The organism is Exiguobacterium sp. s160, from assembly GCF_018617575.1.
Lineage (GTDB): Bacteria > Bacillota > Bacilli > Exiguobacteriales > Exiguobacteriaceae > Exiguobacterium > Exiguobacterium aestuarii_A.
Genome location: NZ_JACSKK010000008.1, coordinates 20,858 through 34,922, shown reverse-complemented (window position 1 = coordinate 34,922; position 14,065 = coordinate 20,858). Strand labels below are relative to the sequence as shown.

Genomic DNA, 14,065 nt, shown 5'->3' with positions numbered 1-14,065 from the left:
ATCAAATTTCAACCGGGTCATCTTATCATATTACCCGTCTGGCGGTCCATCTTCTTTATACCACTCTTCGTCCGCCCAAATCATCGGTGGACTTTCTTCGTCCCCGACCAACTTTTCTCCATGCCGATTCATCGTCACAATAAAACCAACCACACCTGACACGATGACCGTCGCGACAATGATGAAAGCCATCATTTCATCTTCCCCTTTCGAATTCGTGACAAATTTGTCTAGAACTCCGTGACACTTATCCTATGTCTGCGTCTATATTCTCGGTACCGTTAATACGACAAGAACTTTATAGAAATGGGTGAATCGATTGAATCAGATCGCAATTATCGGAGGTGGCATCGCCGGGCTGGCCGCAGCGCATTATGCTAAAGAAGCCGGTGCACACGTCACACTGTTCGAGGCACAAGACCGTCTCGGTGGAAAAATCAAAACCATCTATCGAGATGGATTTACGTTAGAGACCGGTCCGGACGGTTATATGGCGCGTAAGCCGACCTTGACGTCTCTCATTACCGATCTCGGCCTTGAGGACCAACTCGTTCGTTCTAAAACCGGGACCTCTTATATTTACGTACGTCAACAACTGAGACAGATGCCAGCTGGATCGGTCATGGGTATTCCGACCAAGTTTTGGCCGATGGTAAAAACGGATCTCTTTACGTGGAGAGGGAAATTTCGTGCCGGACTCGACCTTGTCATTCCGCGCGTGTATGAAGGAGAGGACATCTCGCTCGACCGCTTCTTTCGGACGAGACTCGGATCAGAAGTCGTCGACACGATGATCGAGCCCCTTCTGTCCGGGATTTATAACGGAACGCTCGACGATATGAGTATCGAGTCTACTTTCCCTCAGTTTATCACGATTGAACAAAAAACTCGCAGTCTGATTCTCGGGATGAAAGCACTCACACCGCCTTCTCAGGCTGGGGTGAAGCCGTCAGAGACCGGAAAGTTTTTATCACTCGATCAAGGACTCGGTGTACTCGTCGAAGCACTCCGTCCTTCCATTGACCGTCTCGTATTGAATACCATCGTCAAGTCCGTAAGACCGCATGAAATCACATTGGCGGATGGAACGGTCGAGCAGTTTGACGGGATCATTCTTGCGACTTCCCCAAACATGCTCGGGCCGCTGCTCGGTTTTCCGGAAGCCGAGCGTTTGTCGACTCGTAAGCGAACGTCCTCGATGACCGTTCTTGCCGCATTCGACGAATCAGAGGTCGAGGCGCTAGACGGGACAGGTTACGTCATCGCCAAGTCGGAAGGTAACGCTTTGACCGCTTGCAGTTGGATGCATAAGAAGTGGCCACATATGGCACCTGAAGGGAAAGCGTTGATTCGGATGTACATCGGTTCTGATTATGTCTCGTCCTTGTTGCACGAAGAGGATGATACGATCGCGACATTCGCTTTGCACGAGCTCCGTCGCATTCAAAAAGTCGGGACACCACTCTTCACGAAAGTCGAACGCCATGTTCAGACGATGCCCCAATATGAGGTCGGACATAAACAAGATGTCCACGCCTTTGAAAAAGCGCTCGCGAAGTGGGACGGAGTCGAGGCGTGTGGCGCCATTCTCCATGGGGTTGGTTTACCAGACTGTGTTGATTCTGCAAAACAAGCGGTCGACAACCTGAAATTGAAGCAGTTGGTGACAGTATGAAGCACATCGACTATAACGAGAACCCGTTTATCGTCATTTGGGAAGTGACACGTGCTTGCGCCCTCTCCTGTGTCCATTGCCGGGCCGAGGCTCAGTTTCACCGATACGAAAATGAACTCGATACAGAAGAAGGGAAGGCACTCATTCGCGATATTCACGCGATGGACAATCCAATTCTCGTCTTCACAGGCGGGGACCCCCTCATGCGCGAAGATTTGTTTGAATTGACCGCGTACGCCTCATCTCTCGGGATGCGTGTCTCGATGACACCCTCTGCCACACCCCGCGTTACCCGTGACGCTGTGAAACGGGCAAAAGCTGCCGGGTTGTCACGTTGGGCGTTTTCGATCGATGGTCCGGATGCACAGACACACGATTACTTTAGAGGAACACGCGGCAGTTTCGACCGTACCATCCGAGGAATCTCTTACTTCCGAGAAGAAGGCATGTCGTTCCAAATCAACACGACGGTGACCGAATATAACGTCGATCGCTTACCTGAGATGGCAAAACTCGTAGAGTCCCTCGGCGTATCGGTCTGGACGCTCTTTTTCCTTGTACCGACCGGACGAGGATCCCTGTTACAACCCATCTCTCCCGAGCGACATGAAGAGGTGCTGAAGTGGGCGTTCTCGTTACAAGAGACGGCGCCGTTTATCATCTCGACGACGGAAGCCCAGTTTTATCGACGGGTGGCACGACAAGAAAATCAGCGGCGAAAAGCAGAAGGACTTCCTCCCATCGGACATCCCCATGATGATTTGGCGAAGGCCCCTCGCGGAACGAATGACGGGAACGGATTTGTCTTTATCTCGCACACAGGTGACGTCCAACCTTCTGGATTTTTACCGATTCTTTGTGGGAACGTCAGAACGACACCACTCGCCGACATTTATCGTCATCATCCGATCTTCAAAGCGTTGCGTGATCCGGATAGTCATCACGGAAAATGCGGGTATTGCGAATATCGTTATCTATGTGGTGGTTCGCGGGCAAGGGCTTATGCGGTTACTGGTGATTATAAGGAGGCAGAACCGTACTGCATCTATCAGCCGGAACGTCCTCTCGTTTCACAATAAAGATTCCCATTTATTTCCTCACAGTGTAAGATGAGACTAAATGAATCTGATTGTGAGAAGGGAGTCATGTAGGTGCAGTCATTACCGATTGATGGATTGTTTTATATCGGGCTTGGTACGATTTTTATCGTTACGGCGTTATTCGGATTTGGGATGAAGCGATGGACGAAACAAGGCTTGTTGGGGTTTTATACGCTACTCGCAACGAGTCTTGGCCTATTTTTTTGGCTACTGCTCTGGTTTCAGGAAGCAACCCGCGCCACATTTATGGGAACAATCCCGTGGGTACTCAACTTATTTTTCGGAACGGTACTCTATCTCATTTTTATAGGTGTCAGTTTTCTGCTTTTGCGACGAAAACATCAACGTACATAAAAGAGGAATCCGATTTTGGATTCCTCTTTCCTTATGCATTGACCGTCGATGGACGTAACGTCAATTCCCCGTTCTCGACATCGATGACGACCGTTTGACCATCTTCGACATCCCCAGCTAAGATGCTTCGGGCAAGTTTCGTCTCGATCGTTCGTTGCACGTAACGGTTGATTGGCCGGGCACCGAATTGAGGTTCGTACGCCTCGTCGGCGACGAACGTTTTCGCTGCGTCTGTGATCTCGATATGAATCGAGCGCGTCGTGAGTCGTTCACTCATTCGTCCGACCGCCTTCTCGACGATTTGACCGATTTGATCCTTCGTGAGCGGATGGAACAGAATCGTTTCATCGACCCGGTTCAAGAATTCAGGACGGAAATGGCGGCGGAGCTTCTCAAGTACTTGGCGCTCCTCGTCTTCATCAATCACACCGTCTCTCGCTGCCTCGAGCAAAATGTCTGCCCCAATGTTCGACGTCATGATGACGATTGTATTTTTAAAATCGACGATGCGACCGTGCGAATCGGTCAATCGACCATCATCGAGCAGTTGCAACAAGATGTTGAAGACGTCCGGATGTGCCTTCTCGACCTCATCGAGTAAAAGAACCGAGTACGGGTTACGGCGAACCGCTTCCGTCAACTGTCCGCCTTCCTCATACCCGATATAGCCAGGAGGTGCACCGACCAGTCGTGATACGGCATGCTTCTCCATATATTCACTCATATCGAGTCGAACGATATGGTCTTCCGAATCAAACATCGCTTCTGCGAGCGCCTTCCCGAGTTCCGTCTTCCCGACCCCAGTCGGCCCAAGGAAGAGGAAGGAACCGATTGGACGGTTCGGATCTTTGATTCCGGCGCGAGCACGAATGACCGCGTCACTGACTAAACGAATCGCGTCATCTTGACCGAAGACACGCTTGTGTAAAACCGCTTCTAAGTTGAGCAGTTTATCCCGTTCTCCTTCTGTCAGTTTCGTCACCGGGATGCCGGTCCATTTTGAGACGACCTCAGCGATTTCTTCTTCCGTCACTTCTTCCCGCACGAGTTCGCGTGTCACTGAACTCGCCAACTGTTCCGCTTCTTCTAGTTCGCGCTCGAGCTCTGGGATTCGTCCATATTTCAACTCTGAGGCCCGGTTCAGGTCATAACGACTTTCTGCTTCTTGTAACTCGAGGCGTACCTTTTCGAGGTCTCCACGGATTTGCTGAACGCGGTGCGTCGACTCTTTCTCATTCTCCCAGCGGAGACGTAACGAGTCAGACTGTTCACGGAGCGATGCCAATTCTTGTTGGAGTGCTTCGAGTCGTTTCATGGAAGCTGCATCGCTCTCTTTTTTAAGCGCCGCCTCTTCGATTTCAAGTTGCATGACCCGACGAACCAACTCATCGAGTTCAGCCGGCATCGATTCCATCTCTGTCCGAATCATCGCACACGACTCGTCGACGAGGTCAATCGCCTTGTCCGGCATGAAGCGGTCTGTGATATAACGATTTGACAAGACAGCCGCTGCGACGAGGGCGTTATCGTGGATGCGTACCCCGTGGTGAATCTCGAAGCGTTCTTTTAAGCCACGCAAGATTGAGACCGTATCCTCAACGTCCGGTTCAGCGACGAGCACTTGTTGGAAACGTCGCTCAAGAGCAGGATCTTTTTCGATATATTGGCGATACTCATCCAGCGTTGTCGCACCAATACAGTGCAGTTCGCCTCGGGCGAGCATCGGCTTTAACATGTTCCCGGCATCCATCGAACCTTCCGATTTTCCTGCCCCGACAATTGTATGCAATTCATCGATGAAGAGGATGATTGTACCTTCCGCCTCTTTCACTTCAGATAAGACAGCTTGAAGACGTTCTTCAAACTCACCACGGTATTTCGCACCGGCGACAAGCGAGCTCATATCGAGACTGAAAATCGTTTTGTCTTTCAAGCTCTCCGGTACGTCACCGCGGACGATTCGCTGAGCGAGTCCCTCGACGATTGCCGTCTTCCCGACACCCGGTTCCCCGATGAGGACCGGGTTGTTTTTCGTTTTCCGACTCAAAATCCGAATGACACGACGAATCTCGCTATCGCGTCCGATGACCGGATCGATTTTCCCAGTCTTCACTTCTTGAATGAGGTCTCGTCCGTATTTCGTCAAGACGTCATACGTCGCTTCAGGCGACTTCGACGTGATCCGACGATTACCTCGTACGGCGACGAGCGCCTCACGGAGTCGGTCTTCTGTTACCCCTTTTCGCTCAAGCATCACCTGTGCTTGACTACTGTTCAACAAGATGCCGAGTAAAATATGTTCGACCGATACGTATTCATCATTCATCCCTGTCGCTTCCCGCTCCGCAGTCGTTAGAACGTTCAGCAAAGAAGCCGAAATCATCGGTGTCGTCGGGTTTTGAAGTTTTGGTGCATTTCTTAAAGAAAGCGCGACTTCGCCTTCAATCTCAGACACGTTGATTTCCATTTTTTGAAACAGCAACGGTGCGATCCCATCCGTCTGTGAAATCATGGACGCCAAGACGTGCCACTCATTGATTTCACTATGATGATATTGTTTCGCTAACGCCTGTGAACTGACAATGCATTCATGTGCTTTATCTGTAAAACGATTAAAGTCCATCACGATTCCTCCTTATCCATTAACGTTCGATTTGCTCATAAACAGAACGGTACGTCTCATCAAGTGGCAGGTCGACCTCGAGTTGGACGAATAAGTCCGACCGCACCTTCGAGCCGGTCATGACACCGCGACCCGGAATCCGCATCCGTTGTCCCGGACGGCTTCCCGGTTTCACTTTCAACTTCACGCGTCCTCCGTCGAGCGTGGCAATGATGACGCTCGCTCCGTCCAAAAAGTCGAGCGGACGCAATCGTTTCACTGTCACGATATGCTCTCCTTCACGACGATACGTATCGTCATCCGCAAAGTGAAGCTCGACGTATACATCTCCTCGGTTCCCCGATTGTCCGACGCGACTTCCTTTTCCTTTTAACCGCAACTTTTGACCTTCATAGGCACCTTGTGGAATCTTGACGTTCACCGTGCCAGTCTGAAGTCGAAGGCTCACTTTTGACTCTTTCGTCAATTGACTGAGCGGGATGTTGACACGTACGGTCTCATCCAAGTCTTCTTCAACTGCTTGGTCAAAGAAACTTCCGAACATATCTTCAAATCCGAAAGTCCGCGAGGTCGTACGCGACCCGCCTCCGAATTGTCGGAATAGATCTTCGAATTGTGACGAGCCTTCCCCGTAAGTCTCTCCACCGCCACCGAATCCTTGTCCGAACGACGGTCCATCCGGGCTACCGTATCGATCATAATTCGCCTTTTTCTCTGGGTCGCTCAATACGTCGAACGCTTCCTGGACCGACTTGAATCGTTCTTGTGCGCCAGGGTCTTTATTGACGTCCGGATGGTACTGTTTCGCCAATTTCCGGTATGCACGTTTAATCTCTTGTTCGGTTGCTCCTTTTGAGACACCGAGCTCGTCGTAATAGTTTTTAGCCATATGGATTCACCTCACCTATCCCTTTCCCGTTTCTGTTAACTCTATTCTACTCAATTGGTCAAATAAGGTCAAAGATAATCCTTTTACTTTTCATACGAAAAAAAGAAGAGATTCGTTTCAAAAAACGAACCTCTTCTCGATTAGAAGTATACTTTCGGGCTATCCATGCCGTCCTCAAACACAATCGTCACTTCAGGGTCTCCGCCAAGTGACGTCACGTTGATACGAACCGGCACGTTCCGGCTATATTCCCAGCGGTTTTCGAGCAAGCCGACGACGTGTTGTGTGAATCCGACGAGCTCGGCGCGACTATAGAATTGGATCGGGATATCGATTTCCAGTCGTGACAAGTCACCGTTTTGATAAAAGCCTTTTCCGATCATCCCGCTATAGTCTGGGAAGAGGTCGGCAATTCGGTCACTGAACAGCGTGAATTTCTGAGCGTCCTCACGGACATCGTTCGTTGCTGTCGCAGATGGGAAGTAGTAGTACTTCTCATCGATGGCTTTCCAGTCACCGGTTGCGACCTGATCATCCGTTCCGACAAAGGCTGATTTGATATAGTTCCCCGGAGTCGGTGAACCTTGGGTCGACTTCATATAGAGTGCGACGTTTATATCCAAATCCTTAAAATCTTCTCGCTTCCGTAACTGGGCGACAAGTTCGTTCGCCATTCGTTCACCTTCTGCGATTACTTTCTTCTGGTCGAGTTTCACCGTGTAGGTCGGTCCGTAGTTCGGTGCCTGGAAGACATACTCACGATTCAAAATGAGTGCGAACGACACACCGCCAAGCTGATATCCGCTATCCGCTTTCGTCATATAGTTCTGTTCTACGATTGACGCCAAATAAAGAGGTGACTTCTTGTTCGCATCGACAAACTTGTCGTCCTCAACTTCTGCCTTCCCGTCCGCATACGCCGGGTTTAATGGCGTTAATCCTTCGTCACTACCACCTTTACGTCCAAGTAAAGTAGAGACATCTTCCGCATTCAGAAGCTGTCCTTCCTGATAGGCGAATTTGTCTGGGTCAAACGCGTCTGTCGAGTGGCGCATGAGACCGAGTTCGACCTCTTCAAGCTCTAACGACGAGCTCACTTGGCGCTGGGCAAGTCCTCGCGCCGCTGCCGCTTTGAACGGAATGACCATTTGATAATAAGAGTCACGTGCTTCGATCGTTTGCGTGACACCTTCTGCCGCTGTTTCTTCGCCGGTCGGTGTCGCTTCTTCTTCACCCATCGGGATTTTCATTGAACATCCGCTTAACAAAAGCGCAGAGGCCATTGTCGGGATGACGAGTTGTTTCCATTTCATCTATGTCTAGCTCCTTTGAACATCGTTTCCTATTTCACTTTGTTCATTATAACAAAATCGTTCCACGAAAAAAGTATCGAAGCGGAATCAGAAGAAATCCCTCCTGAATTAGACAAGGAGGGATACACAATCGTTATTTGGTGGATGGGTGCTTCCGACGAATCATCAAGAGGAGTCCAGATGCAAACAAGAGGAGTCCAAGCATCGCATGCCACGTTTCGTTCGTCTCTCCTGTCATCGGGAGCACATCTTGCGAATACGTGTCAACTTCATCTTCGAGTTGCACCGGGGGAGTCTCTCGCTCTTTCACGACAACCTTCACGACTGGTGTTTCGATTTTCGCTTCTTTCTCAGGAACTTGTTTCGGTTCGTCCTCTTTGATTGGAACAGGTTGTTTTACTGCAACCGGCACATCGACAGAGCGAGTGACGGTCACCCCTTCGTTCACATAGAGCGTAAATGTTGCCTGTTGAACCAATTCCGCTCCAGCTCGGACGTCATAGGACGGGAGAAGCGGGAGTTCAAATGAAAACGTGACGACTTCTTCCGGTCCAAATCCGTTGATGAATGCAGGAATCGATTGAACCTGCTTCATGAATCGTTCATTTGCCATCTGTTGTTCCTCATATGTCAAGGCGCCGCTCGGCCATGTGAGTGTCACATCAGACAAGAACAAGGTGACGTTAGAGGTGTTCGTCACTGTATATGTGTATCGGACAGGTTCCCCAGGCTGAACGGTCGTCAACTCGCTCATTCCTGACACTGTAAAATCAGGTTGTTGCAAGAGCACGATTTGTTGACTTTCTGCTGTGACGACACGGTCATATTCGTCCACTCCCGTCACACGAAACAGACTGCCGATCTCAGGGTGTGTGTGGATTGAATAATCAGACGGAACGGACAAGATTGCTGTCACTTCCACCCGTTCTCCCGGCAAGAGACCGTCTTCTCCTATTAATTCATGCAAACGATCAAATACGCGTTGATTGAACGATTCGATTGATTGATGATCGATGTCTCCGCTCACATACTTATGAGAAAGTTCTGTCACCGTCATCGGCGTGTCTCCTGTATTCTCTACAATGAACGTATACGATATTTCTCCTCCGACAACGGCCTTGTCGACCCCGGCGATGTTCTGTGCTTCTAAAGCGAGCACCGGCAACATCGGTTCAGTCATCGGTTCTTCCACGACCGGCTCTGGTTCTGTTTCCACTGGGGGTGTTACCTCTTCTGGTTCATCTGGTTCAGTCACAACAGGTGGTTCCTCCACTTCTACAGGATACGCTTCCGTGATGGTATTCGGGATAAACGTGTACGGAACACCTTCAGCATTGTAAAGGGTGACCAAGTCAATTAATGAGTCATCGACCGTTTCTGCATCAATCATAAAGCGCCAAATGTCAGCAGATTCACGTACCCCATAATATGTGATGTCTTCGTAAACGAGACTTGCTTCATATAGTGTTTCGACTTCTTCGTCCGTCAGGTTCAGTTGAATATATCGGAACGTGGTCGTATCTGCATGTGCGAGATTGGTGGGCATCAGTGTGGATAGGAGCATGAGGATGGTGAATAGCGCAAGGAAGCGTTGGATGTTGTGTATCATGATGTCGATCCCTCCTCTAAGGTGAGCAATAAGCGTACGCATCGATGTCGGCCCGATGACGAATTTCACCACGTAGAGGAATGAGAGGGATGTGTGTATGAAAGTCATGGTGTCAAAGGGTTCTCCCGCAAAAATATATTAGCATTTTGATTTAGTTACTCTATACCCTTCGAACGCTTGTGCGAACCTGTTCAATCTCATAATTTATTACAATACGACACGACAAAAAAAGACGTTCGCCGTAGCGAAACGTCTTATGCATGTTCACTTAAAAAATCGAGAAGCTTCGCCTCATCCCATACTTCGATGCCTAACGATTCGGCTTTCGTCAGTTTCGAACCAGCCTTTTCACCGGCCACAAGTAAGTCTGTGTTTTTACTTACACTCCCCGTCACACTTGCACCAAGGAGTTCAAGTTGTTTCCCGGCCTCACCGCGGGACATCTCATGTAATTTCCCAGTCAATACGACCGTTTTACCAGAGAGCGGTGCCCCTTCCGTCGTTGGTCGTTTCGTTCCTTTGAAGGAAAGATTTACTCCCGATTCCGAAAGTTCTTTGACGAGTTCACGTGCTTCCGGTTTTTCGAAGTAAAGGACGATCGACTCGGCCATCTTCGTTCCGATGCCATCAATCGACGTCAACTCTTCCACCGTCGCCTCGATGATGGCTTCCATCGTCTCAAAACGCTCCGCAATCAAGGAGGCGGCCTTTTGCCCGACAAGGCGGATCCCTAGGGCGAATAGCACGCGTTCGAGCGAATTTTGCTTCGACTGTTCAATCGCCGAAAGCAAGTTTGTCACCGACGTCTCGCCCATACGTTCGAGTCCAAGTAAATCGTCTCGGTTCAGGCGATACAAGTCGGCCACGTTATGGACGAGTCCCGCTTCATGGAGTTGCGTGATCACCTTCTCACCAAGTCCGTCAATGTTCATCGCTTGCCGTGAGACGAAATGAATCAGTCCTTCGAGCAATTGGGCCGGACACTCTGGGTTGACACAGCGATGATCGGCCTCGCCTTCTAATCGAATCAATTCAGAACCGCACGCTGGGCAGTGGGTCGGGAACTCGATTGCCCGTTCTTCCCCGCTGCGTTCACTCGCGAGCGCCGAGACGACCGCTGGGATGACATCCCCTGCTTTTTTGATCACGACGCGGTCACCGATATGAAGGTCTTTTTCTTTTATAAAATCTTCATTGTGAAGCGTCGCATACGTCACCGTAGACCCCGCCACAGAAACTGGGGCAAATCGCGCCCGCGGTGTGACTTTTCCGGTGCGACCGACACTAAAGTCGACGTCCTCGATTGTCGTCACGACTTCTTCTGCCGGGAACTTATACGCGACAGCCCAGCGCGGACTTTTCGCTGTAAAGCCGAGTTGTTCTTGTTCTTCGTACCCTGCCACTTTGATGACAATCCCATCGATTTCATACGGGAGTTCGCTGCGCTTCGTCACGTATGTTTCGATGTAGTCCCATAGTTCATCTGCCGTCTTGCACGTCGTATAGTCTCCACTTACAGCGACGCCGAGTCGCTTCAAATAATCGAGTGACTCATCGTGTGAGGCGACGAGATCGTCTTGCGACACTAAACCGTAAGCAAAAAATGCCAAGTTTCTCGATGCGGCAATTTTGGAGTCGAGCTGTCGAAGTGACCCGGCCGCTGCGTTTCTCGGGTTGGCGAACAATGGTTCACCGACTCGCTCCCGTTCGTCATTCAGCTGTTCGAATGAACGCTTCGGCATATATGCCTCGCCCCGTACTTCAAACGTCACGTCCTCCTGTAGACGAAGGGGGATGGCACGAATCGTTTTCAAGTTTTGGGTGATGTCTTCACCCGTCGTACCGTCTCCACGTGTCGCACCACGTACGAGACGACCGTCCTCATATTTCAAAGAGACGGCAAGCCCATCAAATTTGAGTTCAGCCACAAATGTAGGTGTGTAGCCCAGGTCTTTCTCGATCCGTTCCACCCATTCTACCAGTTCTTCTTTCGAGAAGACATTACCTAGCGAAAGCATCGGTGTGTCATGGGTCACTTTGACGAACGCGTCAAGTGGGGCTCCTCCAACACGTTGCGTTGGAGAGTCCGGAGTCCGAAGTTCTGGATATTCTGTTTCGATTTGAATCAACTCGTTCATCAAACGGTCGTACTCTGAGTCCGGTACACTCGGACGGTCAAGCACATAATATTCATATCCATATTGATTTAACGTTTTGCGTAGTTCTTCTACACGTTCTGCCATCTCCATCTCTTCACCTCATTCTTTTTCGATTGGGGCAAACTTGGCCAATAAACGCTTGATCCCGACTTCCGGGAATGCGATATCCACTTCGAGTTGGTCGCCTTCTCCACGCGTTTGCACCACCGTGCCTTGTCCCCATTTTTTATGATTCGCTTTATCGCCGACGTTCCAGCCGACTGTTTCGGCACCAGATGATTGCGCAAGTTTCGGTTTCGGTTTTGAACTGAAGCCGTTCACCGGCAACTTCCCTGGTGACTCGACAGGGTTCCATGGCATCGGCTTTCTCGCTTTTCCGGACCGCTCCAACAATGTTTCCGGTAATTCGTGCAAGAACCTTGATTCCGGATTGTTTTGGAAACGACCGTACAACATCCGTGACTGGGCACGCGTCAAATACAGACGCTTCTCGGCACGTGTGATCCCGACGTATGCGAGACGACGTTCTTCTTCCATCTCTTCCTCATCGTTCAACGCTCGGCTATGCGGGAAGAGACCTTCTTCCATTCCAATCAAGAAGACGACCGGGAATTCGAGACCTTTGGCCGAGTGCAACGTCATCAATGTGACTTGATGCGACTCGTCGACTTCATCAAGCGAATCTAGATCAGATACGAGCGTCAAATCAGTAAGGAAAGCGACGAGTGTCTGTTCATCACTTTCTTTCTCAAAGTTTTGGGCGACCGACAGGAATTCTTGCAAGTTCTCGAGTCGACTTTCTGCTTCGAGTGTTTTCTCGATTTTGAGCATTTCCTCATACCCTGTCTTCTTCAATACTTCTTCGACGAGTTCTGAAATCGAGAGATAGTCTGCCATTTGTCGCAGGTCCATCATCATCTGACGGAAATCTGCAAGTTTCGTCGCCGTACGTGGAGCAATCCCCGACAGTTCGATGTCACGAATCGCATCCATGAGCGAGACGCCCTGCATATCCGCAAAGTCGCCTAATTTATCAATCGTCGCGGCACCGATGCCTCGCTTCGGCTCATTGACGACACGAACGAATGAGATGTCCTCGTCTGGGTTCGCGATCAAGCGCAAGTATGCCAAGACGTCCTTGATTTCTTTTCGCTCATAGAACTTTGTCCCGCCGACCATCTTATACGGGATGTTCGATTTGAGGAGCATTTCCTCGAGACCACGTGACTGGGCGTTCGTCCGGTACAGGACCGCCATTTGACCGTAGTCCATCCCTTCCATCTTCAGTTCCTTCATCTGGTTCATGATGAAGAATGCCTCGTCACGGTCATCGGATGCGACGTGAAGCAACAGCTTCTCTCCTTCAGCATTTTCAGTCCATAAGTTTTTATCTTTACGGGAAGCGTTGTTTTTGATCACGCCGTTCGCCGCTTCTAAAATCCGCTTCGTCGAGCGATAGTTTTGTTCGAGCAAGATGACATGGGCGCTCGGGTAGTCTTTCTCGAACGTCAAGATGTTGGCGATATCGGCACCGCGCCAACGATAAATCGACTGATCCGAGTCCCCGACGACACATAGGTTTTCATGCGCCTGCGCCAGAAGTTTGACGAGCGTGTACTGGGCACGGTTCGTATCTTGATACTCATCAACGTGAATGTATTTGAATTTCTTTTGATAAAACGCCAACACGTCCGGCGCTTCTTGGAATAAGTGAATCGTCTTCATGATCAAATCATCGAAGTCGAGCACGTTATTTTGTTTCAATTTTTTCTCGTATGCCGTGTAGACGTCAGAGATGATTCGTTCATATGGATTGTTGCCGACAAGAGCTGCTGCGTCCTTTGCCGTTCGCAATTCGTTCTTATGGTTCGAAATCATCCCGAGAAGTGTACGCGGTTCATACTTTTTCGGGTCGAGATTCAACTCTTTCAACACTTGTTTGATGGCCGTCAATTGGTCCGAGGCATCTAAAATCGAAAAGCTCCGGTCGTATCGGATACGATCGATATCGCGTCGTAAAATACGGACACACATCGAGTGGAACGTGGAAATCCAAATGTCTTCGGCGACCCCACCGACGAGGTGTGCAATCCGGTCTTTCATCTCCCGTGCCGCCTTATTCGTGAATGTGATCGCTAAAATGTTCCACGGTGCCACTTGCTTCGCCGCCATCAAATAGGCAACGCGGTGCGTCAAGACACGCGTTTTACCAGACCCCGCACCCGCCATGATCAACAAAGGACCATCCGTATGTTTGACCGCTTCTGCTTGTTCCGGGTTCATACCTTTGACTAATTCTTCGCTAAGATTATACATAATCGTTTCCTTCCTTATTCCAAACGT

General features: G+C 49.9%; 10 protein-coding genes. 3 read left to right on the top strand and 7 right to left on the bottom strand.

Annotation, left to right across the window (positions count from 1 at the left end; genetic code table 11):
* Positions 1 to 30: 30 nt before the first annotated feature.
* Positions 31 to 195 carry a hypothetical protein gene (locus KNO86_RS12595; RefSeq protein ID WP_214696761.1) on the bottom strand — a complete coding sequence of 55 codons (165 nt, stop codon included), beginning with the start codon at positions 193 to 195 and terminating at the stop codon, positions 31 to 33.
* A gap of 115 nt (positions 196 to 310) precedes the next feature.
* On the opposite strand from KNO86_RS12595, the gene hemG reads away from it, so the two are divergent.
* From hemG to KNO86_RS12580, 3 genes are all read left to right on the top strand, one after another.
* Positions 311 to 1,675, top strand: a complete 1,365-nt coding sequence (hemG, locus tag KNO86_RS12590) for a protoporphyrinogen oxidase (protein ID WP_214696759.1) — start codon at positions 311 to 313, stop codon at positions 1,673 to 1,675.
* Positions 1,672 to 2,754 (top strand): TIGR04053 family radical SAM/SPASM domain-containing protein, encoded by a 1,083-nt coding sequence (locus tag KNO86_RS12585; RefSeq protein ID WP_214696757.1) that lies wholly within the window; start codon positions 1,672 to 1,674, stop codon positions 2,752 to 2,754. Before hemG ends, KNO86_RS12585 begins: the two co-directional genes overlap by 4 nt.
* Positions 2,755 to 2,826: 72 nt before the next feature.
* Positions 2,827 to 3,129, top strand: a complete 303-nt coding sequence (locus tag KNO86_RS12580; protein ID WP_214696755.1) for a hypothetical protein — start codon at positions 2,827 to 2,829, stop codon at positions 3,127 to 3,129.
* 31 nt (positions 3,130 to 3,160) lie between these two features.
* Here KNO86_RS12580 and clpB read toward each other — a convergent pair whose 3' ends face one another.
* The 6 genes from clpB to pcrA form a co-directional block, all read right to left on the bottom strand.
* Positions 3,161 to 5,752 (bottom strand): ATP-dependent chaperone ClpB, encoded by a 2,592-nt coding sequence (clpB, locus tag KNO86_RS12575; RefSeq protein WP_214696753.1) that lies wholly within the window; start codon positions 5,750 to 5,752, stop codon positions 3,161 to 3,163.
* Between the two features lie 19 nt (positions 5,753 to 5,771).
* The gene (locus tag KNO86_RS12570; RefSeq protein WP_214696751.1) at positions 5,772 to 6,641 is read right to left on the bottom strand and encodes a DnaJ C-terminal domain-containing protein; all 870 of its coding nucleotides are present in this window, start codon (positions 6,639 to 6,641) and stop codon (positions 5,772 to 5,774) included.
* A gap of 140 nt (positions 6,642 to 6,781) precedes the next feature.
* Positions 6,782 to 7,954 carry a CamS family sex pheromone protein gene (locus KNO86_RS12565; RefSeq protein WP_214696743.1) on the bottom strand — a complete coding sequence of 391 codons (1,173 nt, stop codon included), beginning with the start codon at positions 7,952 to 7,954 and terminating at the stop codon, positions 6,782 to 6,784.
* A 133-nt stretch (positions 7,955 to 8,087) separates the two neighbouring features.
* Positions 8,088 to 9,563, bottom strand: a complete 1,476-nt coding sequence (locus KNO86_RS12560) for an LPXTG cell wall anchor domain-containing protein (RefSeq protein ID WP_214696741.1) — start codon at positions 9,561 to 9,563, stop codon at positions 8,088 to 8,090.
* Between the two features lie 254 nt (positions 9,564 to 9,817).
* On the bottom strand, positions 9,818 to 11,812 hold the full coding sequence (ligA, locus tag KNO86_RS12555; RefSeq protein ID WP_214696739.1) for an NAD-dependent DNA ligase LigA: 1,995 nt from the start codon (positions 11,810 to 11,812) through the stop codon (positions 9,818 to 9,820).
* A gap of 9 nt (positions 11,813 to 11,821) precedes the next feature.
* Positions 11,822 to 14,038 carry a DNA helicase PcrA gene (pcrA, locus tag KNO86_RS12550; protein WP_214696737.1) on the bottom strand — a complete coding sequence of 739 codons (2,217 nt, stop codon included), beginning with the start codon at positions 14,036 to 14,038 and terminating at the stop codon, positions 11,822 to 11,824.
* Between the last annotated feature and the right edge of the window lie 27 nt (positions 14,039 to 14,065).

Excerpts from the sequence above, each read along its gene's own strand:
- pcrA (WP_214696737.1), bottom strand. The coding sequence starts at position 14,038 with ATGTATAATCTTAGCGAAGAATTAGTCAAAGGTATGAACCCGGAACAA.
- KNO86_RS12585 (WP_214696757.1), top strand. The coding sequence starts at position 1,672 with ATGAAGCACATCGACTATAACGAGAACCCGTTTATCGTCATTTGGGAA.
- KNO86_RS12560 (WP_214696741.1), bottom strand. The coding sequence starts at position 9,563 with ATGATACACAACATCCAACGCTTCCTTGCGCTATTCACCATCCTCATG.
- clpB (WP_214696753.1), bottom strand. The coding sequence starts at position 5,752 with ATGGACTTTAATCGTTTTACAGATAAAGCACATGAATGCATTGTCAGT.
- KNO86_RS12565 (WP_214696743.1), bottom strand. The coding sequence starts at position 7,954 with ATGAAATGGAAACAACTCGTCATCCCGACAATGGCCTCTGCGCTTTTG.
- ligA (WP_214696739.1), bottom strand. The coding sequence starts at position 11,812 with ATGGAGATGGCAGAACGTGTAGAAGAACTACGCAAAACGTTAAATCAA.
- KNO86_RS12570 (WP_214696751.1), bottom strand. The coding sequence starts at position 6,641 with ATGGCTAAAAACTATTACGACGAGCTCGGTGTCTCAAAAGGAGCAACC.
- KNO86_RS12595 (WP_214696761.1), bottom strand. The coding sequence starts at position 195 with ATGATGGCTTTCATCATTGTCGCGACGGTCATCGTGTCAGGTGTGGTT.